The organism is Paraflavitalea sp., from assembly GCF_059502485.1.
This window is the reverse complement of record NZ_JCACET010000011.1, coordinates 1,462,882-1,486,837: the sequence shown is the minus strand read 5'-3', so window position 1 is coordinate 1,486,837 and position 23,956 is coordinate 1,462,882. Positions and strand designations below refer to the sequence as shown.

The 23,956-nt window shown below is 49.4% G+C and carries 11 protein-coding genes; 7 read left to right on the top strand and 4 right to left on the bottom strand.

Going from position 1 to position 23,956, the window contains the following annotated elements; genetic code table 11:
- Positions 1-98: 98 nt before the first annotated feature.
- Positions 99-1,283 carry an endo-1,4-beta-xylanase gene (locus tag AC5JBY_RS33590; protein ID WP_495909098.1) on the bottom strand — a complete coding sequence of 395 codons (1,185 nt, stop codon included), beginning with the start codon at positions 1,281-1,283 and terminating at the stop codon, positions 99-101.
- A gap of 197 nt (positions 1,284-1,480) precedes the next feature.
- A complete protein-coding gene (locus AC5JBY_RS33585; RefSeq protein ID WP_495909097.1) occupies positions 1,481-5,632 on the bottom strand; it encodes a hybrid sensor histidine kinase/response regulator transcription factor in 4,152 nt (1,383 codons plus the stop codon).
- A gap of 179 nt (positions 5,633-5,811) precedes the next feature.
- Here AC5JBY_RS33585 and AC5JBY_RS33580 point away from each other — a divergent pair, with 179 nt between their 5' ends.
- The 7 genes from AC5JBY_RS33580 (at position 5,812) to AC5JBY_RS33550 (ending at position 22,226) form a co-directional block, all read left to right on the top strand.
- Complete coding sequence (locus AC5JBY_RS33580; RefSeq protein ID WP_495909096.1) at positions 5,812-6,177, top strand: helix-turn-helix domain-containing protein; 366 nt, start codon at positions 5,812-5,814, stop codon at positions 6,175-6,177.
- A gap of 46 nt (positions 6,178-6,223) precedes the next feature.
- Positions 6,224-10,462 carry a hybrid sensor histidine kinase/response regulator transcription factor gene (locus tag AC5JBY_RS33575; RefSeq protein ID WP_495909095.1) on the top strand — a complete coding sequence of 1,413 codons (4,239 nt, stop codon included), beginning with the start codon at positions 6,224-6,226 and terminating at the stop codon, positions 10,460-10,462.
- Between the two features lie 400 nt (positions 10,463-10,862).
- Positions 10,863-14,183 carry a SusC/RagA family TonB-linked outer membrane protein gene (locus AC5JBY_RS33570; protein ID WP_495909094.1) on the top strand — a complete coding sequence of 1,107 codons (3,321 nt, stop codon included), beginning with the start codon at positions 10,863-10,865 and terminating at the stop codon, positions 14,181-14,183.
- Between the two features lie 12 nt (positions 14,184-14,195).
- Positions 14,196-16,121 (top strand): RagB/SusD family nutrient uptake outer membrane protein, encoded by a 1,926-nt coding sequence (locus tag AC5JBY_RS33565; RefSeq protein WP_495909093.1) that lies wholly within the window; start codon positions 14,196-14,198, stop codon positions 16,119-16,121.
- Between the two features lie 71 nt (positions 16,122-16,192).
- The gene (locus AC5JBY_RS33560) at positions 16,193-18,097 is read left to right on the top strand and encodes a glycoside hydrolase family 43 protein (RefSeq protein WP_495909092.1); all 1,905 of its coding nucleotides are present in this window, start codon (positions 16,193-16,195) and stop codon (positions 18,095-18,097) included.
- Positions 18,098-18,121: 24 nt separating this feature from the next.
- On the top strand, positions 18,122-21,247 hold the full coding sequence (lacZ, locus tag AC5JBY_RS33555) for a beta-galactosidase, LacZ type (protein ID WP_495909091.1): 3,126 nt from the start codon (positions 18,122-18,124) through the stop codon (positions 21,245-21,247).
- A 136-nt stretch (positions 21,248-21,383) separates the two neighbouring features.
- On the top strand, positions 21,384-22,226 hold the full coding sequence (locus tag AC5JBY_RS33550) for a glycoside hydrolase family 16 protein (RefSeq protein ID WP_495909090.1): 843 nt from the start codon (positions 21,384-21,386) through the stop codon (positions 22,224-22,226).
- 95 nt (positions 22,227-22,321) lie between these two features.
- On the opposite strand, the gene AC5JBY_RS33545 is transcribed toward AC5JBY_RS33550, so the two are convergent.
- Both AC5JBY_RS33545 and AC5JBY_RS33540 read right to left on the bottom strand, forming a co-directional pair.
- Positions 22,322-23,152: an alpha/beta hydrolase gene (locus tag AC5JBY_RS33545; protein WP_495909089.1), complete on the bottom strand. Its 831-nt coding sequence runs from the start codon at positions 23,150-23,152 to the stop codon at positions 22,322-22,324.
- 163 nt (positions 23,153-23,315) lie between these two features.
- A complete protein-coding gene (locus AC5JBY_RS33540; protein ID WP_495909088.1) occupies positions 23,316-23,909 on the bottom strand; it encodes a Crp/Fnr family transcriptional regulator in 594 nt (197 codons plus the stop codon).
- Positions 23,910-23,956 lie beyond the last annotated feature (47 nt).

Genomic DNA, 23,956 nt, shown 5'->3' with positions numbered 1-23,956 from the left:
GAAATCAGGCCGCTTAAAATCTTAAAAAAAAGTCCAACTTTTTGGGGTCACTTCACAATCGCCGGCTTTTTGTTTGAACTGTTGAGGTCCCGTATCGATCAATCATTCAATTTTTCGGTAGTAGTGCTGTTGTTTCGGATGCCGATCACTGCGTAGAAGGCTGGTTTCGGTTTGCTCTCCCGGTCGAATAGCAAAGGGTAATTCGTTCTGCCGCGGATAGGGAAGTTATTTAACCACGACTGGCCATCGTTCACGCCCCAGAAAGTAACACGGCTTATTTTGTCCTTGTGCTTAAGGAACAGCCTGAATAAGTCTTCGTATGCCTTGCCCAGCTTAACCTGCACTGAATCGGGCAGGCCACTGGTATAAGGATTCATTCCTTCTTTGGCTTCGGCCGTGCGGCCAACGTCGGCTGTGTTGTTCTGCCAGGGATTGGGCAGCACGGTGAGGTCCAGTTCCGTGAACATCACTTTCACGCCGAGTGCGGAGTAGGTGAGGATGCTTTCCTCGATAGCTGCCAGCGGCAGGTTGTTGATATGCCAATGCCCCTGAATGCCCACACCGTCAACACGTACGCCAGCTGCTTTTAGTTTCTTGATCAGGGCAATCGTACCTGCTCTTTTCTTCGGCTGTTCGATATTGTAATCGTTGTAATAAAGCTCTGCGTCGGGTGCTGCTTGCTGAGCCAGCCGGAAAGCCTCCGTGATATATTCTTCTCCAAGATATTGCAGGAACACAGATTTACGCAGCGAGCCATCTTCATTCAGTGCCTCGTTCACTACATCCCAGGAGGCTACTTTCCCTTTGAAATGACCGGCAACTGTTGTGATGTGACTGGTAAAGAACTGTTGCACAGAGTCTGCGTTTTTTACGCGACGCATGTAGCCTGGCAACTGGCTATGCCAAATAAGTGTATGACCATTTACAGGCATCTGGTGTTGCTGTGCGTAAGCTACGATCCTGTCGGCGGGTTCAAAGTTGTACCGGTTCCATTCGGGATGTAGGTGCATCGACTTCATCTGGTTCTCCGGCGTGATGGCATTGAATTGCTCAGGGATCAGTTTGGCTGTTATCGGTTCCTTGCCCGACACCTGGTCCAGGTTGAGCGCAGTACCAATTAGGAAGTCATCCTTGAAAGTTGTTTTCAAAGAAGGTGTGCCGGTAGTTACTATAGAAGCGGCTGCCGGTGTTGCTGCAGAGCTGGCTGTTTGCCGGGCAGCACAGCCGGATAACAGCAGTGCTGCAAACAAGCAGGCAGGTGCTAATGGTAATGATCTGTTCATGGGTATGATGAGTAGATGAATGTTTAATTGGAGTTTGCTATTGCAGAATACAAAAGACGAAAAAAAATAGCAATAAGAATAGCCGACAGCCATCTTCCTTCAATAATTGAGACGATAAAGCTAAAACGGTTGAGTCAGTGGTCAGGCCGCTCCAGCGGCCAGACTACTGACTCAACGTGTTTCTTGTCTGTTATACGCTAAGAATTGCTTGTACCTTTTTTCACTTTGGCAATGTATTCGGAGGGTAGCAGGTTGAATTTGCTTTTGAAAGATTTGGCAAAATAGTTGGGAGTGGTGAAGCCGACCAGGTAGGCGATCTCTGCAATGGTCATATCGCTTTTTTCCATCAAGGCAGCAGCTTTGTCCAGCCTGTAAGAGCGTATATATTCAACCGGGGTTTGTCCGGTTAGTTCCAGCAGTTTATTGTACAGTGAGCTGCGGCTCATACCTACTTCCTTGCTCAGGCTCTCCACCGACAGTTGCGAGTTGGTGAGGTTGTCTTCGAGGTAGCGCACTACCTTATGCAACAGTTGTTCGTCGGCCGATTCTACTGTTACTTCTGGCGTAAGCACTTTGAGCTGCCGGGTGTAGGTAGATTTAAGTGTATTGTTCAGGTGCAGCAGGTTTTTGATCTTTACGTGCAGTACGTCGAAGTTGAAAGGCTTAGTGATGTAATCGTTGGCGCCCGTTTCCAGTCCGGCGATCTGTTGCTCTTCTGCTGTAAGCGCCGTAAGCAGTATCACGGGGATATGATTGGTGCGCTTGTCGGTCTTCAGCTTTTGTACCAGCGTGATGCCATCCATCTCGGGCATGGTAATATCGCTGACGATCAATTGTGGATGATGCGCCAGTGCTTTTTGCCACCCTTCTTTGCCATTCGCTGCTTCCAGCACCTTGTAATGATTCCGGAGATTGTCTTTAAGGTAAAACCGGAAGTCTTCGTTATCTTCTACCAACAGCACCAATGGCAGATCGGTTGCGCTAACTGGTGGAGTTGTTATTGGCGCTAATGTCAATCCTTCAGCGGTTACAACGTTGTCTTCGGGTAAAGAGGAGGCTGCAGCAGGGAGTGCCGCTTGCTTTTCGGCAGGATCCATGAGCACGATCTGTAAAGGCATTTCGATAGTAAACGTAGAACCTTGTCCGGGTTCACTGTCTACTTCAATTGAGCCGCCATGCATTTTGATGAACTCTTTGGTAATGGACAGGCCAATACCTGTGCCCTGGTTCAAAATAGCTGAGCTGGAATTGGTTTGGAAAAAACGTTCGAATATCTGGTCCTGTTTGTCTTTTGCAATACCAATACCGGAGTCCTTCACTTTTATTGCCACCCACAGATGCTGCGGATCGGCCGGCTTGTCCAGCGTTGACAACTCAACACGTACATTGCCACCTTCGAGCGTGAACTTGAAAGCATTGGAAAGAAGATTGAAGAGAATGCGCTCCAGTTTGTCGTGGTCGAAGAAAGCGTGCAGCATAGGAATATCACTCCTGAACAGGAAATGAATATGTTTCCTTTCTGCAAAATCCATGAAAGCATCCGTTACCTCTTTAAGGAACGTTACCAGCTCGCCGGGCGCCAGCTGCAGGCTCAGCTCATGTTCTTCCATTTTGCGGAAGTCGAGCAACTGGTTCACGAGGTTCAGCAACCGCCGTGCATTGCGTTTGATCATGCCCAGTTTGTCGAGTCGGTTATCGGTCTTTTCACTGGTGATCAGTTGATCCACTGGCCCCATGATCAGTGAGATCGGTGTTCTGAAATCATGGCTCAGGTTGGTGAGGAATTTGATCTTCAATCGGTCGAGTTCCTGTATGCGTTTGGCTTCCTGCCGTTCCTGTTCCAGCAGGAATTTTTTCCGGAGGCGTTTAATACCCAGGTGACGGCTATACAGCAACAGGCCACAAATGACTGCCGCATAAAAGATATATGCCCAGGTAGTACGCCAGAAAGGCGGGTGTACGTAAATACGGAGGATGGTATCGTTACTGCTCCATACGCCGTCATTGTTGCTGGCCTTCACGCGAAAAGTGTATTCGCCCGGATCGAGGTTGGTATAGGAAGCCGTGTTGATAGTGCCGGTATAGTTCCAGTCCTTATCGAAGCCTTCGAGCTTGTAAGCGTAATTATTTTCTTTCGGAAGCGTATAGTTGAGCGCTACGAAATTCAGGACAAAGTTTTGTTTGTAGGCAAGGTTCACCTGGTCAGCCACGGAAATATGCGATTGGATCGGCGCATCTTCTCCAGGTATAACCGACTTGTTGGATATCTTCAGATCAGTCAGCATTACCTGTGGCACATTGCGGTTGACGGTCAGCTTGGCAGGGTCGAAGTAGTTGAACCCTTCAAGGCCGCCAAACATAAGATCGCCTTCCGATAAACGGATGCCCGAAGAGCGGACAAAATTGTTATTCTGCACACCGTTATGATGCGTGTAATTACGAAACGTTTTTTTTGCTACATCGAAACTGCTGATGCCGGTGTTGGTACTGAGCCACAGAAGGCCGTTGAAGTCTTCGATGATCTGGTACATCGTTGTATTCTGTAAACCATCTTTTTCAGAGAAGGTGGTAAATGTTTTTTGAACAGGATCATAGAGGCTAAGACCTTCACCAAAAGTACCCAGCCACATGCGTCCGTGACTATCGCGCAGGATCGTCTGCACCTTATCACTGGGCAGCCGGTTATTGCCTTGGGTGTAAGTGGTCCATTGTCTGCGCTGCGGATCAAATACATTGACGCCACCACCATGCGTACCAATCCACATATTGCCGGCTGTATCTTCTTCGATGGCCCGCACGTATCCGTTCATGGGCAGCATTACTTCATTGCCGGCATCAGGCCGGGGGCGGGGAGTCAACTTCATTACTACTTTACCATCTTTCAATACATTCACCCCTTCACCATTCATGCCGATCCATACCTGTCCCTTGCTGTCTTCCTTGATACAAAAGACGTTGTTGGAGTTGAGATCGCCGGCGCCGGGACCTTGCCTCATGTACTGACGTTTACCGGTAACAGGATCAAGGATGATAAGCCCCCACGCGTACGTGCCGATATACAGTTTGTTGTCGCGCGACATTTGCATGGCCAGTACAGAAAGCGGATGCTGGCCATGAACAGGCAGGCCAAGGTCAACTGCACTTACCTGGTCGGTTTTCCGGTTATACCGGAACAGACCGCCACCGTCGGTGCCGATGAATACTTCTCCATTCCTGCCTTCTGCAAAAGAACTGACGATAGCCGTAGGACGCGTTTGCGGAAAGAAAGATCTACTCAGCTTGATATCGAAAAGATTCAGGTTCTTGTCGTATTTGTTGATGCCGCCACGGAAAGTGCCCAGCCAGTAAATGCCCTGTTGATCGATGTAGGCACATTTGATCCATTTACTGGTGAGGCTATGCATATAACCAGGCCGTGGGAGATGCGTGATCACCCGCTGTGAACGTGTGTCTGCTATGTTCAGGCCTTCGGAAGTTCCTATCCACAGGTTGCCAGCTTCATCAGGCGCTATGCAGTTGATCTCACGGCTGCTCAAAGCACTCGCAGGGCCGCTCAGGTAGCTATAAGAATCGAAGCCGGCCCCATTGGGACGGAAAGTGCATAGCCCGGCAGGTGTACCTATCCAGATTGCTCCATCCTTGTCTTGCGTGATAGCCCTGATCTCATTGCTGATGAGACTGCCTGGTTGATTGGGAATGTATTGATAATGCCTAACCCGTTTAGATGCCCATTCGTACAAATAGATCCCTTGCATAGTGCCTACCCAGATACGTTGCTGGTTATCTGCAAAAACAGCGGTCAGCACTTTGGGCGTTGGGCGGCCATTATCGGCTGACGACAGGTCGATTCGTGATAAAGTATTAGAAGTGGGGTCCAGCTGGAACAGGTTTTCGTATTGTGCCACCCACACTTTGCCCGACTGGTCACTGCAAATGCCCCTGACCACCCCATTAGCGGGCAGTTCGCCGGTTTGGCCTTTGGTGGGATAGTGAATGAAAATATCCTTTTGGCGGTCGTACCGGCTCAGGCCGCCGCCGCTGGTGCCGATCCACAGGTTGCCTGCCGGGTCTTCATGAAGCGTCAGTATTTCGTTGGCCCGCAGGCTGGTGGAGTCGCCGGGAACGTGCCGGTAAACGGTAAAATTGGTGCCGTCGAATTTATTCAGCCCGTCATCCGTGGCAAACCACATCATCCCATAATGGTCTTTGGTGATAGCATTGACCGAATTCGATAAAAGGCCGTCTTTGGAAGAAAGTGCTGTGAAGTTAATATGGGCCGGTTGCGCCCATCCTGCATATACAAGCAGCAACAGCAGTACGGAAAGGGCGGTATGTTTAAAATTGAACATAGCGTAAGACAATCGTTAAAACGCTGAAACAGAATGCAGGGGAGAACATTTGTGCGACAAATTTCAACAAATGAAGCATCCAACGGTCTCCCGTCCAGCTACCTTTATGACTCTGTGAAATTGACGTTTATTTTTCGCTTTTCCGTCTCAAAAATAGCCGTTCTAAAAAACGATGTGCCATGAGCAGTAAAATAAATCCCCGGGAAAAAGAAGAGCTGTTGAAGAAACTGCAGGAATGCCTGTTTGAACAGTCAGCCACTAAAGACCTGAATGTAGAAAGTCTGGCCAGGCTCATGCACATGAGCCGTCCTACGCTTTACCGGAAAATGAAGATCATTTCCGATCGCACACCCAATGAGCTGATCAATGAAATACGCCTGAAAAAAGCAGCAGAGCTGTTGGCTGCCGGAGACCACCGTGTATTTGAGGTAGCGAAGATGGTGGGGTATACCTCCCAAAGCAGCTTTGGCAAATCCTTTCTCAGGCAATTCAAGGTAACCCCTGCTACTTACCAGCGCGCGAAAAAGATCATGGACGCCGCGTAAAAACCCTAAATTTGATCGTTATCGTGTGAGATAGCGTATCAGAAAAATGCAGAAACTCATTGCTTGTTTACTGGGGCTACTTTGTTTGCAGGTACTCGTGGCGGCTGATGATCCCAGGATTACGCGCCTCGGCGTGGAGAAAGGCTTGTCCAACAACTCCATACGCTGCATTTACCAGGATAGGGATGGCTTTATCTGGTTTGGCACCTTCGATGGCCTCAACCGCTACGATGGCTATGAGTTTAAGGTCTTCCGCAACAAACAGAACGACTCCCTTTCCCTGCCACACAATTATATATATTCCATCCACCAGGACCAGCAAAAGAAGTTATGGGTGGGCACCGGACAAGGGTTGAGCATTTACAACAGCCTTACGTCAAAATTCTTACCAGCCTGGTTCACTCCATATGGTACCAGCACCCGCGAAAAGATCACGGCGATGGTCGATCATATAGTGTCCGACGATAAAGGCAATGTCTTTATCGGTACCAATGGCCGTGGACTGATGGTGCAACTGGCGGGAACAACGACGGCCATACAAATACCTTTAAAAGAGGCGGGGCGTGAACGACTGGATTATGGCGTGGATGTAGAGATCGACGACAAGCAGCGTGTGTGGTTGTTTGTCTCAGGCAGTGGTTTGTTCAGGTATCACCGGGGCACCCAGCAAATAGAACCTGTGAGCAATGCCATCAAATTTGCGCATACCCTGGAAGCCGATAGTGAAGACAATATCTGGATAGGCACTGCCAATGGCTTGCACAAATACTCACTCACCGCAAGAAGCTATGTAAAGACCTATACAGCCGAAACAGGTAAGCTCACGTCCAATAACATTTCCTCTCTTTCATTCGATAAGAACAAACAACTCTGGATCGGAACAGAAGGTGGAGGAGCCAACATTCTCAATCCGGTTACAGAGACAGTTTCCCATATATTGCCGGGCGAGAACAGCCGTTCATTATCCAGTGAATCGGTGACTGTTATTTACCACGACAACGAATCGCGCCATTGGCTGGGCACCCTCAAAGGAGGCGTCAATATCATCGATCCGCAGATCAGCCAGTTCCAAACCATTGCCCACGATCCGCTCAATCCCAATAGCCTCGTCAATAATTTTGCGGCTTGCTTCTTTGAAGATGCCAATGACAACCTGTACATCGGTACGGATGGTGGCGGCATGAGTATCTGGAACCGTAAGACCAATACTTTCCATAACTACCGGCACGATGCGGCCAATCCCCGCTCACTCACCAGTAACATGGTCACTGGTATCCTTATCGATCACCGCAACCGTACCTGGGTCTCTACCTTTGGCGGCGGCATCAATAAATTCAACAAAGCAACGGGTACCTTCCAACAATACAAGTGCATCAATGATGTTACAGGTATAGAGAACATCAACGTTTGGAAATTACTCCTCGATAGAGAAAATACGCTGTGGGCCACCACCTTTGGCAGTGGAAAATTATACCGCTACAATGAACAGACAGACCGGTTCGAAGTATTCGACCAGGAATTGTATGACCTTGTTTCCATTTTTGAAGATACACGGGGAGCCCTTTGGGCTGGCAATTCCCATCAACTGGTCAACATCGATAAGCACAATAAAAAACATCGCTTCTTCGAAATGAAGAAACCGGTGAGGTCCATCTATGAAGACCATAAAGGAAACTTTTGGGTAGGGACGGAAGGCGCAGGTATCCTGTTGTTCGATCGTGTGGCGGGCAAAATAATGGCCCAGTATGCCGATGCGGATGGACTCAGCAACAATTCAGTACTCAATATTTCGGAAGACAGGCTGGGCAACCTTTGGTTAAGCACATTCAATGGCCTTTCTACTTTTGTACCCACACAAAAGAGCTTCAACAACTATTACCAGGGTGATGGATTGCCCAGTAACCAGTTCATCTACAGCGCAGCCTTACGCCTGCGGTCGGGAGAACTGATCTTTGGCAGTATCAATGGCTTTGTACTGTTCGATCCCGGAAAGATCAGGCCACGCAGGTACCTGCCGCCGGTGCTCATCACGGGCATGCGCGTCAACAACAACCGCGTTACCGAGAAAAGAGAATATATAAAAGATACGAGCGGCAATCACATTGCCAGTCTGCGTATGCCTTATAATGATGCTGTGTTGTCGGTTGACTTTGCGGCACTCGAATATTCATCACCCGGCAAAATATGGTATGGCTACTACCTCGAAGGATGGGACAAAGGCTGGAGCTATACCAATAACATCCGCACCGCCAACTACACCAACCTGCGCGAAGGCGATTATACCCTGCATATTAAATCCACGAATGCGGCAGGAGAGTGGAATACGAAAGAAACCATATTGGCCATTCGTGTACTGCCGCCCTGGTACCGCACCTGGTGGGCGTATGCGTTGTATGCCTGCGTGGCCGGTGGGCTGCTCTACCTCTATCTGCGATACAAAGCCCGGCAAACACGCCTCGAGTACCAGGTACAGATCGCCCGGCTCAACGAAACCAATGAACGGACAGAAAGAGAAAAAAGTCAGGCCCTCCTGGGATTGGAGAAAGCAGAGCGCCAGCGCAGCGAAACTGAGCTGGAGCTGGCAAAAGCCGAAAAGGCAAAAGGAGAAGCGGCGCTGGAAGCACAACGCGTGATCAATGAAAAAGAACGTGAGCTTAACGAGAAAAAGCTGGCCTTCTTTACCAATATCTCACATGAGTTCAGAACGCCGCTTACCCTGGTGTTGAATCCCATCAAAGACCTGCTGAAGAACAAAGAACAACAGGTGGAAGCAGGCGATCTCCGGATAATATACCACAACGCAGGTCGCATGTTACGGCTGGTAGATCAGCTCCTGCTCTTTCAAAAAGCCGATAAAGAGCTCGATCAGCTTAAAATAACGAAAGTCAACCTTACTACATTAGTACGAGAAGTATATGCTTCCTTCACACAGGTAGCCAAAACCCGTAAGATCGAATACCTGTTGCACATAGAAGACGATGAAGAGGAACAATTCATCTACGCCGACCGCGAAAAACTGGAGATCATATTATATAACCTGTTGTCGAATGCCTTTAAATATACCCCCAGCAATGGACGGGTATACATTCAGGCGCAATACGAAGAAGAACAGGTTGCTATTCAGATAGGAGACAGTGGTCCGGGCATACCTGCCGATGCACGCGAGAAGCTGTTTGAGAAATTCTATCAGGCCAACACGGCAAAGGCGGGATTTGGGATAGGCCTGTTTTTAGTAAAACACTTCGTCAATGCCCACAAGGGGACCATCGACTATACCAGCGAAGCAGGAAAAGGTACGGTGTTTACCGTGCAGGTGCCGATAGGCACGGAATATCTTGCTTCAGGGCAGGAGATTGGAGAAGATGCAGAGACGACGATCATCGAAGAGTTGCCGGAAACAACGATGCTTACGGAGGCAGACGACCCGGCCTTGCAGGATGCCAACACGCCCCTCACCACGGAAAGCCGGAGTATATTGGTCGTGGACGACAATGCCGAGATACGCCAGTACATACGCCAGCTGTTCAGAGGGCAGTTCCTGGTTTACGAGGCGCGGAGTGGGGAAGAAGCCCTTACCCTGGCCGGTCAATACCTGCCCGATGTGATCATCAGCGATGTGGTGATGCAGCCCATGTCGGGCATCGAACTTTGCCAAAAGATCAAAAGCGATCCTGCATTGGGGCATATCCCGGTGATCCTCGTTACGGGCAACGCCTCCACGGAAGCGCGATTGAGTGGGGTAGAAGGTGGGGCAGACGATTACATTTCAAAGCCATTCGACAGGGACCTGCTGGTAGCCCGTGTGGCTGCCCTGCTGAAGAGCCGGAGCAACCTGCAGAAGTACTTTTATAATGAGATCACCCTCCAGGACAACCCCCTGAAGATCTCCTCCAACTACAAGGAGTTTCTGGATAGTTGCATCACCATCGTGGAAGCCCACCTCGATGATGACCAGTTTTCCATTGCCACCCTTGCACGGGAACTGGGCATGAGCTATTCCAAAATGAACAAGAAGATCAAGGCTGTGTCCGGTCAGCCGGCCAATGCCTTTGTGAGGTTCATACGCCTGCGCAAAGCCGCCGAGCTGTTCATCAATACCAATTATAATATCTCCGAAACGGCCTTCCAGGTCGGTATCAGCGACATCAAACATTTCCGCAAACACTTCACCAGTCTCTTCGGTATGAAGCCCTCCGCATACATTGAAAAGTATCGCCGGCACCTCGGAAAGCAGTACAAACTCAATGAAAAAGTAGTGAAGCGCGACGAAACGGCACCGAATTGATCGACTTGCCTGACTATCAATAGCTTGATTTCAGAATGACGTAGATTTGAAGTATCACTCCATGTTAAAATGCCCCCTTTTTAGCAAAATAGCCCCCCTGTCCCAAAGTTAAGGAACGCATAAATTGTGATACATTTAGTAAAGATTGCTAAAACCCCTAAGCAAGGTTTCACAAACTGCTTGCGTATATGAAAAAAGTAAACCGATTGACGTGCTGCCCCTGGCTTATTAGCCAGCCATCCACACATTACTCATCGTTCCTTCCTCCCTGATCGACAGATCACACAAGCTTTTTAAAACGATAAAATACAGGCGACTAACTAACTGCCGGACTTGCCAATGATAGCAAACTGCCCGGTTTATTTACAAACTGAAATTAACACTGAAAATCAACAGCTTTATGCAAAGATTTTTACCCAACAAACAAGGGGCGATCATGCTGCTGCTTGCCTCCCTGTTTATGCTGCCGCTAACGATGCTGGCTCAAAACCGCCAGGTCTCGGGTACCGTCATAGACGCTACCACCAATCAGCCTGTAGTAGGCGTTTCCATTACCATTGCCGGTAAAACCTCCGGAGGAACGACTACCGACGGGAACGGAAAATTCTCTCTCGAGGCGTCTGTTGGAACCTCCCTCACCATTTCATCATTAGGGTACGCCGAACAAACCATTAAGGTACCCGCCTCCGGCGACATCGCCATCAGGCTGCAGGTAAGCAGCAAGGAGATGAACGAAGTAGTGGTGATCGGTTATGGACAAGCCCGGAAAAAAGACCTGACCGGTGCTATCACACAGATCAAGCCCGATAAACTGGCTGATCAAAACCCCAACACGGTGCAGGATGTTCTTCGCGGTACACCTGGTATCAGCGTAGGTCTCGACCCCAACGCCAAAGGCGGCGGTTCTATCCAGATCCGCGGTCAGCGTTCCGTATACACCGATGGAGGTCACAACGACCCCCTGATCGTGTTGGACGGAATGATCTTTTATGGTGAATTATCTGAGATCAACCCCGACGACATTGCCCAGATCGATGTACTGAAAGACGCCTCCGCCGCTGCTGTATACGGAGCCAGGTCTGCCAATGGTGTGTTGATCGTTACCACCAAAAGAGGACAAAAAGGTAAACCCAAGATCAACTTCACCAGCAACCTCGGCATCACTACCATGGGCGCCAACCGTGAAGTATTTGATGCGAATGGTTATATGAGATACCGTGAAGACTGGTACTCATCCGCCACCTACGGCGTAAATGCTGCCAACAACAATGCATACGAAGCCTACCAGGTACCACAATCTGGTTGGGGCACTGCAAAAAGGCCTGGGTTCTACCACCAGCCTACCGAAGCCAACCTGGCAAAATACGGTGTCACCCTCGACCAGTGGAAAGCTTATACCGCAGCTTCCAACGGAACAGCCAGCGATAATGAGATTTGGGCTAAGCGTTTGCTGCTGTCGAGCACCATACTCGAAAACTTCCTCGCCAATAAAACATTCGACTGGTACGACCATTCCTTCGGGACCGGCCTTAACCAGGATTATAATATAAGCGTTTCCGGCGCCAACGAACAGGCCAACTATTACCTCTCTGCCGGATACCTCGATAACAAGGGTATCATTGTAGGCGACAATTACAGAGCCATCCGCTCCAACATAAAAACCGAACTCAAAGTGACCAAATGGTTCGAGATCGGCGCTAACATCAACTTCCAGAACCGGACCGATGGCAGCATTGCTACCGACTGGCAAAGACAAGTGATCCGCAACTCACCCTACGCTCAGTATTATGATGCTACGGGCAAACTGGCTGTGCATCCCCAGGGCGACGCTATGTTGAACAACTATGGCTACAATTACGATTTTGACAAACAGTACCTCTCCCTCCAGAAAGGATACACTGTCCTCAATGCGATTGTGAATGCCCGGGTGAAACTACCTTTCGGTATCACCTACTCGTTCAACGCTTCACCCCGCTACCAGCAGTTCCGTGATCGTTACCACGAGTCGAGCCAACACCCCGACTGGAAAACAAACAACGGTCTTATCAACCGTGAGCAGACCCAACGCTTTGACTGGTCACTTAACAATACCATCAACTGGGAAAAGACCTTTGCTACCAAACATCGCTTTGCCGTTACCCTCGTGCAGGAAGCAGAGCAACGCGCACAATGGAAAGATAGGATAGAAGCCCGCGACATCAGGCCCAGTGATATCCTCGGATACCACGAAGTGCAGAACGCCGATAAAGCAAAAAGTAACTTCGATTCTGAAGACATTTCAGAAGCTGCCGATGGTATGCTGGCCCGCCTGTTCTACTCCTTCGACGATCGTTACATGATCACCGGATCATTCCGTCGTGATGGTTACTCAGCTTTTGGTGCAGATAAAAAACGCGCCAACTTCTTCTCTGCTGCTGTGGCCTGGACCTTCACCAACGAAAAGTTCTTCCACTGGGAACACATGAGCACGGGTAAACTCCGTTTCTCTTACGGACAGAACGGTAACCGCTCACTGGCCGACGTATACATGGCCCTGGCCAACCTGACAGCAGGTACTGGTGCAACAGCAGGTTACCTCGACCCCAACGGCAACCTCGTACAATACAGGTACCTGTTCATGGATCGCCTGGCCAATACCCAGCTTTCCTGGGAAAAAACAGAGTCTGCCAACCTGGGCCTCGACTTCGGATTCCTGAATGATCGCATTACCGGTTCGTTCGATTACTTCTACACGCCGACTGTCGATATGATCATGCAGCGTAGCTTGCCTGGTTATTCCGGCGCTTCCAGGATTGCTTCCAACCTCGGTAAAGTGTTGAACAAAGGCTTCGAGCTTACGATCAATACCACCAATATCAAGAACAAGAATTTCAGCTGGAATACTACTTTCGGGTTCTCTAAATACAAGAGCGAGATCCAGCACTTGTACTATGAGTACACTACACCAGTTACAGATCCTTCTGGTAATATCACCACCTACAGAGAGCGTGATGATATTGGCAACAGGTGGTTTATCGGACAACCGATCGGCGTTATCTGGGATTACCAGGTAATCGGCATCTGGCAGAAAGATGAAGCGACAGAAGCCGCCAGGTATGGACAACGCCCCGGTGATCCTAAAGTAGCCAACAACTACACTGCCGACGATATCAAAAATGCCAACGGTACTACTACTCCGGTATATAATGATAATGACAGAGCGTTCCTCGGACAATCTTCACCGCCCATCATGTGGTCGCTGAGAAACGATTTCACCTGGAAGGACTTCAATTTCGCTTTCAACATGTATTCATATTGGGGACATAAGTTCACTGCAGGCATCTACCTCAATCAGGATAACGGTACCTCGCTGGTGACCAACCTGGCCAATACCTGGAAGAAGAGCTACTGGACCCTCGATAATCCAACCAACGACGTAGCTCGTTTGGATGCCAAAGGCCCTGCCGGCGTAGGCTCACCAGGAAAACTCTACGATCGCTCCTTCATCCGTTTGGAGAACATTACGGTAGGTTATACCCTGCCCCGCAACCTCCTCGGCAAAACAGGTATCGAAAGAGTGAAAGTATTTGCCAGCGTGCGCAACGTAGCGGTATGGACCAAACAAAAGAACTGGGAATACGGCGACATCGAAACATTCAATACCAGTGGCGATGCCCCGCAGATGTTCCGCTCGGGTATGGCGCCAAGGGCATTCAATTTTGGATTAAACGTATCTCTCTAAAAACGATTGACAATGAAAAAGATGCTGAAAACGATATTCAATAAGAAAACAGCATGCGCCATCGTATTGGGCGGTATGCTCGTTACACAACCCGGTTGTACAAAACAATTCCTGTCGCCGGACCCCACCTCCTTTTACGCACCGGATGGTACCCTCGTTAACCAGGCTGGTCTCGATGCAGCCTTGGCTACCGTAGACCGTCACCTGCGTACCTACTGGAGCTATTTCAACTACCAGGATTTGAGTCTCCCGATCGCCACTGATTACATGTTCTCCGACATGGCCGTTGCCAGTAAGACCGATGATGGAAATATCCTCATCGATCTTGCTACCCGTGTAACGCCCACCGATATGCCCGAGAGAATGATGTATTTCTGGGATGAGACGTACAACGGTATCAAATATGCCAACACAGTGATCGGTTACGTAGACAATGCGACCGGTATGAGTGATGAAACCAAGAATATATACCGTGGCCGCGCTATTTTCCACCGGTCACTGCGCTATCTTGATCTGTGTTTCAGGTTCAAGGATGTACCCCTGGTAACCAAGTTGCTGAAAGGACCTAAAGTGGATTACAAAAGCACCAAACGTGAAGAGATATTGAAGATGATCACCGCTGAGATGGAGAAGGCGGTAGAGTGGGTGCCCGAACAAAAGAACATGAGCCTCGTAGGGTTGGTCAACAAAGGCGCCTGCCGCCAGTTGCTGATCAAATGTTACATGGCTACCGGTCAATGGCAGAAAGCCGTCGATCAGGCCGACATACTGATCAATAGCTCCGGATATTCTTTGATGACAGCCAACTTCGGCAACTTCATCAACCCCTATCCGCAAACATGGCCCATCACGCGCAACGTGATCTGGGACCTGCACCGTCCTGAGAACAAAGGCATCGCCGCCAATAAGGAATCCATCCTGATGATGGTGAACCGCAACGGTACCGATGCCGGTACGAAGATGAACTTCATGCGTAACTTCCTGCCCTGGTTCGATGCCGCCGGTACTACAACACCCGATGGAAGAAACCAGGCTTTAAGGTATGTTGCTACTTCTAATAGCATCTTCCGTGCACAATACGATTATACACATGCCCTGGGCCGTGGTATCGCACACATCCGCCCAACATGGATGGCCACCAACGAGCTGTGGACAAACATCAGTGATGCCGGTGACCTTCGCCACAACAGTACCGTGGGCAACTGGGCACGCGTAGATTCATTGAAATACAATGACCCTGCAAACGCTACCTGGTTTGGCAAGAACCTGCGCTTGTATAATGGTGCAACCCTCCTTTGCAACGACACCATCCGTCAATGGTTCGATTGGCCGCATTACAAATACTACATTGAAGATCCCCTTGAAACAGGCAACGTCAACGAAGCGAACCACCGCGGTGGGGCAGGAGACCTGTATTGCTACCGCCTGGCAGAAACTTACCTGCTCCGTGCAGAAGCTAAGTTCTACCTTGGTAATGCTTCCGGCGCTGCAGACGATGTAAACAAAGTAAGACAGCGTGCAGGATGTACACAATTGTTCACTACGGTGTCGATTGGCGATATCATGGACGAACGCGCCCGTGAGCTCAATATGGAAGAATGGCGCTATGCCGAGCTGAGCCGCGTATCCTATTGCCTTGCATTGAGCGGCAAAGCCGACGAGTGGGGTAATACCTATACCGTGCAGGACCTCGCTACAAAAAGCTATTGGTTCAACCGGGTATCACGTTATAATAACTATTATAACAAAGGAAAAGCAGTTGTAAGAGGCCGTTCCTATACGATCGGTGCACACAATATCAACTGGCCCATCCCCCAAGGTGCGATCAATGCTACGGGCGGCGCTAAGCTTCGCCAGAACCAGGGCTACAGTGGCTACGATGCAGCCATTGTAATGTGGGAAAAATGGGAAGATGCAGTAGCAGACGAGAGCAAGTAACAAAGCACAAAAGTGCAAGAACAATAATCACCAGCCTGCCACCCGGCAGGCTGGTTTTACTGAAGATTCACATGCAAAGATTTATTGGCCTGAGCGCCGTGTTGTTGATAAGTACCCTCCTGCAGGCACAATCACCTTACAAAGCCTATCTGTTTGCCTATTTTACCGGCAACGACAAATACGAAGAACAGATCCGTTTCGCACTCAGCAACGACGGCTACCACTACCAGGCACTGAACAACAACCTGCCAGTTATTCCCTCCAAAAACATTAGCTCCACCGGCGGCGTCCGCGATCCCCACATCCTGCGTGGTGCAGACGGCAAAACATTTTACATGGTCGTTACCGACATGGTCTCCGCCAACGGCTGGAATTCCAACAGGGCCATGGTATTATTGAAGTCGACAGACCTCATCAATTGGACTTCATCAGTAGTCAACCTACAAAAGCGATTTCCCGGCAACGATAGCCTCCTGCGCGTATGGGCGCCACAAGCTATTTACGACAAGGCCACCGGCAAATACATGATCTACTTTTCCATGAAACACGGAAAAGATCCGGATAAGATCTATTATGCCTACGCCAACAAAGAATTTACCGACCTCGAAGCCGGGCCCAAACAACTATTTTATTCGCCCAACAACGGCGCCTGTATCGATGGCGATATTGTAAGCAAAGACGGAAAATATTACCTGATCTTTAAAACAGAAGGCGCAAAAACAGCCGGTCTGAAAGTAGCAGTCTCCGATAAGCTCACAGAAGGATATGAATTGCGCGATGAATACATACAACAAACCACCGATCCGGTAGAAGGTGGGGGCGTATTCAAGCTCAACAACAGCAATGAGTACATCCTGATGTACGATGTATATACCAAAGGAAAATACCAGTTCACAAAGACCACCGACCTGCAGCACTTTACCGTTATCGATCAGGATATTTCGATGAACTTCCATCCCCGTCATGGTACGGTAATGCCCATTACAGCTGCTGAGGCAAAGCGCCTTGAAGCAAAATGGGGTGCGAATACAACAAAGAATAAAAACGCTAATAATCCCGTCCTTGCCGGCCTCTATGCCGATCCCGACATCATCTATGCAGAGAAGACTGGTAAATACTATATCTATCCCACCAGCGATGGGTTCACCGGCTGGTCGGGCACTTACTTCAAAACATTTTCATCGCCCGATCTGGTACATTGGAAAGACGAGGGTGTAATACTCGATCTGCCCAAAGACGTGAAATGGGCCAACAGGAACGCCTGGGCGCCCACCATCACCGAGAAAAAGATCAACGGCCAATACAAATACTTCTATTACTTCACCGCTGCACAAAAGATTGGCGTAGCCGTAAGCGATAATCCGACGGGGCCTTTCGTAGACATGGGCAAGCCCCTTATCGATCAACGACCCGATAGTGTAAGAGGCGGACAACAGATAGACCCCGATGTATTCACCGATCCGCAAACAGGCAAATCCTATTTATACTGGGGCAACGGATACATGGCAGGCGCAGAACTGAATGAAGACATGGTAACCATCAAGCCCGGGACCACTAAAATATTGACACCCGATAGAACATTCCGCGAAGGCACCCATGTACTCTATCGCAAAGGCGTGTATTATTTCCTCTGGTCCGAAAACGATACCCGTGATGCAGATTACCGTGTGCGCTACGGAACATCCGATAGTCCGCTCGGCAAGATCACTATACCTGCTAATAACCTGGTAATAGCAAAAGATACCACACAGGGCATTTATGCTACAGGTCACAATTCCACCATACAGATACCGGGCAAAGATGAATGGTACATCGTGTACCACCGCTTCAATTATCCCCATGGTATTGAAATGGGCAAAGCGGCCGGCTACAACCGCGAGGTGTGCATCGATAAACTGGAGTTCAACAGCGATGGCAGCATCCGGCTTGTAACGCCTACACATAAAGGCATCAAACCGGTGACAACTAAAAAATAACAGGCAATACAATAACAGACCAGTATGAAAATGAAAATAGTGAGCGCCCTTATCCTGGCAGGAATGACGTTGGCAGCCGCCCCTGCATTTGCCCAACAGGCCAGCAATGACTGGGAGAACCCTGCCTTGCTGGATGCAAACAAAGAAGCGCCCCACGTCACCTTCATGCTATTTGATAATGCGAACGATGTAACAACAGATGACTATGCACGTTCCCGCTCATACCAGTCACTCAATGGCAGCTGGAAGTTTGCCTACGTAGACCGCTACGCAGATCGCATACAGGACTTCTATCGTGAAAACCTCGACACCCGTCAGTGGGCAGATATCACCGTGCCTTCCAACTGGGAGTTGAAAGGATTTGGCATACCCATCTATACCAATATTGCTTATCCCCACCCCAAAAATCCACCAGCTATCGGACCGGATAACCCCGTGGGCACTTACCGTAAAGAATTTGATGTGCCTGCAAACTGGGACGGACAGGAGGTGCTGTTGCATTTTGGTTCCATTACCGGTTGTGCATTCATATACGTTAATGGTCAGAAAGTAGGGATGACCAAAGCCGCCAAAACCCCCGCTGAATTCAATATCACCAAACAATTACGTAAAGGAAAGAACCTACTGGCAGTACAGGTCTTCCGCTGGCATGATGGCAGCTACCTGGAAGACCAGGATTTCTGGCGTCTCAGCGGCATCGAGCGTGACGTATACCTGTACGCACTGCCTAAACAATCTGTGTGGGACTTTTTCCTGCAGCCCGATCTCGATGCGCAATACAAGAATGGACAGTTCAAAGCAGCCGTAACGCTCAGGAACTTTCAACCTGCCGCTTCCGGCAAAGGAACCCTTGTTGTTAGCTTGCTCGATGCAGCGGGCAAGCAAATTTGGAAACAGGAGCAGAAATATACCACTACTGCCGACAGTTTTCAAACCATACAATTTCAGGGAAAGATTGCCAACGTACTGAAGTGGAGTGGGGAGAATCCTAATTTGTATCAATGTGTGATCAGCATGAAGAATGAGGCTGGTACAAACCTGTTCACCGGTGCAAAAGTGGGATTCCGCAAAGTGGAGATAAAGAACGCACAACTGATGGTGAATGGCGCGCCCCTGGTCGTGAGAGGCGTAAACCGTCACGAGCATGACGACGTGAACGGCCACGTACCCTTGAAAGAAATTATGCTCACAGATATCCGCCTGATGAAAGAACTGAACATCAATGCCGTCAGGTGCTCTCACTATCCCAACGATCCGCTGTGGTACAAACTCTGCGACCAGTACGGTATCTATGTGGTAGACGAAGCCAACATCGAAACCCACGGCATGGGCGCTGAATTCCAGGCCTGGTTCGACAAGAGCAAACACCCGGCTTACCTGCCCCAATGGGCGCCGGCACATATGGACCGCGAAGTGCGCATGGTAGAGCGCGATAAGAACCATCCCTCCATCATCATCTGGTCGCTGGGCAACGAATGCGGCAATGGACCTGTTTTCCACGACGCGTACAAATGGATGAAGCAACGCGACCCATCACGCCCCGTGCAGTTTGAACAGGCAGGAGAAGACTGGAATACTGATATCGTTTGCCCCATGTATCCCTCCATCAACAACATGAAGCGGTACGCAGCCGATACCTCTAAGAAACGTCCCTACATCATGTGCGAATATGCTCATGCCATGGGCAACAGCAATGGTAACTTCCGCGAGTACTGGGACATCATGGCTACGTCACCACATATGCAGGGAGGATTCATCTGGGATTGGGTAGACCAGGGACTCAAAACAAAAGACGACAATGGAAAAACATATTGGGCCTACGGTGGTGACCTCGGTGGCTTCTATTGGCAGCACGATGAAAATGGTGTAGCCGATGGTATCCTCAGTTCCGACCGTACACCCGATCCCGGCGCATATGAAGTAAGAAAGGTATACCAGCCTATCGCCTTCACTGGCAAAGACCTCGCTGCAGGAAAGATCAATGTGAAGAATCTCTTTTCCTTCACCAACCTCGATCAATATGATTTCAAGTGGGAGCTATACTCCAATGGCAGAAAGATAAAAGAGTCTGCATGGACGATGACGCTGGCGCCCGGTCAGCAAACCGACATTACCCTGCCGGCGCGTGAATGGAAAGGCGAAGGAGAATTACATCTCGTGGTAACAGCACTTACCAAAAAGGCAGAAGGCATATTGCCAGCAGGACATACGTTCGCAACAGAGCAATTCCTGATTGCGGGCGACTACTTTGCCAACCGCGCAAGAGTGGGTGGCAATCTCCAGGTTAAGAAGTCGGACGCTAAACTTGAATTCGAATCCGGGGATATTACCGGGGAAATAGATCTGAAGCAGGGAACTATCAGGAACTACCGGTCAAAGACAGGTGCGCAATTAGACCGTTTCCCTGAACCCTACTTCTGGCGGGCGCCTACCGATAACGACTTTGGCAACAGCATGCCTGCCCGGCTGGGTATCTGGCGTGCAGCACATCAGGCCAGAACGGTGAAAAGCGTCACGGCAGGCGAGCAAACGAGCGAAGGCATCGCGGTAAAAGTAACGTATGACCTTACGTCCATTGCAGTACCATACACCATTGAATACTTCATACAGAACGATGGCAGCATTCGTATTACGGCCGCTATGGACATGACGGGACGTGAACTGCCCGAGTTACCAAGATTCGGCATGCGCGTTCGCCTCGATGGCCGTCTCGATAGCCTGCAATACTATGGCCGTGGCCCCTGGGAAAACTACAGCGACAGGAAAGAATCGGCCTTTATGGGCGTGTACACCGATAACGTGCGCAACCAGTATTATAAAGGCTATATTCGTCCGCAGGAAAGCGGTTACAAAACGGATGTTCGCTGGCTGGCGCTTACCAACGCACAGGGAAAAGGCTTGTACATCGACGGCCTGCAGCCGATTTGCTTCAGTGCTATACAGTACAGCGCCGAAGACCTCGATCCGGGACTCACCAAAAAGCAACAGCATCCGACCAACCTGCCGCCTTCGCGTTCGGTGTACCTCAACATCGATCTCAACCAGCGCGGGGTAGGAGGAGACGATAGCTGGGGCGCCTTGCCACACCAGCAATACCGCCTGCTCGATAAAAAGTATTCCTACAGCTATGTAGTCAGGCTGATTAATTAGTTTTCAGTCGTCCCGACCAAAGGTCGGGATGACGGTTTTCAGTCGCCAGCTCTGGCTGGTGACGAGTATTTCAAAGCCTCTGGCTTTGATCGTGGTAAAAGGGTTAGTTGATTCAACGATATAAAAACACTCGATCTTGAAAAAACTATTATACATAGCAGCTGTCGCCATCGTGGCAGGTTGCAGCACCTCCAAAAAAGTTGATGGCAAATATGCCAGTGAAGGCTATAAGTTAGTCTGGGCAGATGAGTTCAACAAGAAAGGCACACCCGACACCACCAACTGGGGATACGAAAGAGGCTTTGTGCGCAACGAAGAACACCAGTGGTACCAGCCGGAAAACGCGGTGTGCAAAGACGGGCAATTGGTCATCGAAGCAAAGCGCGAACAAAAGTCCAACCCGCGCTACACGGAAGGAAGCAAGGATTGGCGACGCAGCAGACCCAATATTGAATATTCTTCATCCTGTCTGCTTACCCGTGGCAAACACGACTGGCAATACGGTCGCTTTGAAATGCGTGGCCGCATCAGCATCAAAGATGGCATCTGGCCTGCCTGGTGGACGCTGGGCGTCAGCAAACCCTGGCCCGCCAACGGTGAGATCGATATCATGGAATACTATAGTGGTAAACTGCTGGCTAACATTGCCTGCCTTGCCCCCAACCGCAAAACAGAATGGTTCAGCAACACATTTTCCATCGACTCCATCGGTGGCGAAAAATGGGCCAGCCAGTACCACACCTGGCGTATGGATTGGACAGAAGAATACATCGCCCTGTACGTTGATGATATCGAACTCAATAAAGTATCATTAGAAAAGCTATACAACAAAGACGATAGCAAATACAATCCCTTCCGCCAGCCACATTACATGCTGCTGAACATGGCCATCGGCGGACTGAATGGAGGAGATCCTACTAAAACAACTTTCCCCCAACTATTTGAAGTAGATTATGTGAGAGTCTACCAAAAGAAATGACTTCACATCGTTTTGTCATTTCGAACGAAGCCATTCGCGACTATGAAGTGTAAGCCTGTAGCGGCGCAGTGAGAAATCTGCTTGCGAAGTAAAAGCTACGCACCTGAAGCTGCAATAAACTCCGCGATCATGTCCAGCGCTGTCTGCGCATGATCAGAATAGATATCCTGTTGCGGCCACACGTGCACAGCGCCTTTAAAAAGTTCAAGGCGTGCAGCGACACCGGAGGAGAAAAGGCGTTCGTACAACACAAGCGAATCTCCCTCCAATATTTCATAAGTGCCACATAAGATCAACACCGGTCCCAACCCTTCAAACGAAGCATTCACTGGCGATACCAATGGATCGGTAAGTGGCCTTTCGCCGGCATACAATTGAGCACATTCCAGCAGATAGGGCTTGGATAAAATTGGGTCGAGGTCTTTCTTCAGCCGGAAACTCTCATGCTTGCATTCCAGGTCAGCCCACGGCGAAATAACGACGCTGAAAGCTGGTAATGGTAATTGTAGCTGGCGAAGCTGTAACTGAACAGCCATGGTGAGGTTGCCGCCCGCACTATCGCCAATAATACCGTAGCGGAAACCCGTTTGGTCAGCCTCCAGCGATTGGATCACACGAACGACGTCATCGATGCCGGCAGGAAAAGGATGCTCAGGCGCAAGCCTGTATTCTATAAATAAGATACGGCGTCCGGTCCTTTGAGCAAGATAACTCACCAGGGGGCCATGAGAGCGGACAGAACCAAACATAAAAGCGCCACCGTGCACATACACCAGGAAGTCTGCAGGTTGCTGCTTGCCGGCCTCATAAAACCAGTAACAGTCCACACCGGCAATAGATACATATTCCTGGACAATATCTTGCGCAGCTGGATATAGTAAGCCGAGCGATTCGAAACCCTTTCTTTGTTGAACTACATCCGTCATAAATAAACATTTACCACAGCAAAATTGCATGTTACAACCTCCTGAAAAATTAAGATATCTTAATTTTTCAGAACAAAGCCCGACGTGTCTCTGTAATGGCGCAAGCATGCAGCGTAGATAAGTGAGGAGGGGTGCTTGTGCCTGACTTTGGACTATAAACAAGTTATTTCTGCCTCAGCGCTTTGGAGCGTATGGTATTGAAAAATTCAGGCGTAAAGCCAAGGTAGGTAGCAATATGCTTTTGAGGAATGCGCTTGTCGAACTCCGGATATTTTTCCCGGAAATAATTATAACGTTCTTCGCCGGTCATGGTAAGTAATTGCATAGTCTTCAGGTGTTGCTGTGCCAGCGAATGTTGATATGAAAGCCGGAAGAAACGTTCCAATGATGGATGCTCCGATAAAAAAGATTCAAGCCCGGCATGTGTTAGCTGGATCAGTTCACAATCTTCCACCGCAATAATATTGCAAAACGCCGGGGTAGACAGTGTCCGGCTGTACAAGTCTGATATCCACCAGTCTTCAACAGCGAAGTAAATATTATGCTCCAATCCTTTGTCATCTGTATAATAGGAGCGGAGACATCCCTTCACTACATAATATTCATGCGAACAAACCTCGCCATTGCGCAACAGTAGCTCTCTTTTTTTGAGCAGCTTATGTGTGGTGATGGAACAGAGCGCAAGCTCCTCAGTTGGCGATAATTGAGTATGACGATTGATATTGGCTAGAAAACGTTGAAGCGACACATCTGACATACAGTACCTCGGCTGATTTAAAGATGAAGGTACTTGATTTGAGCGGC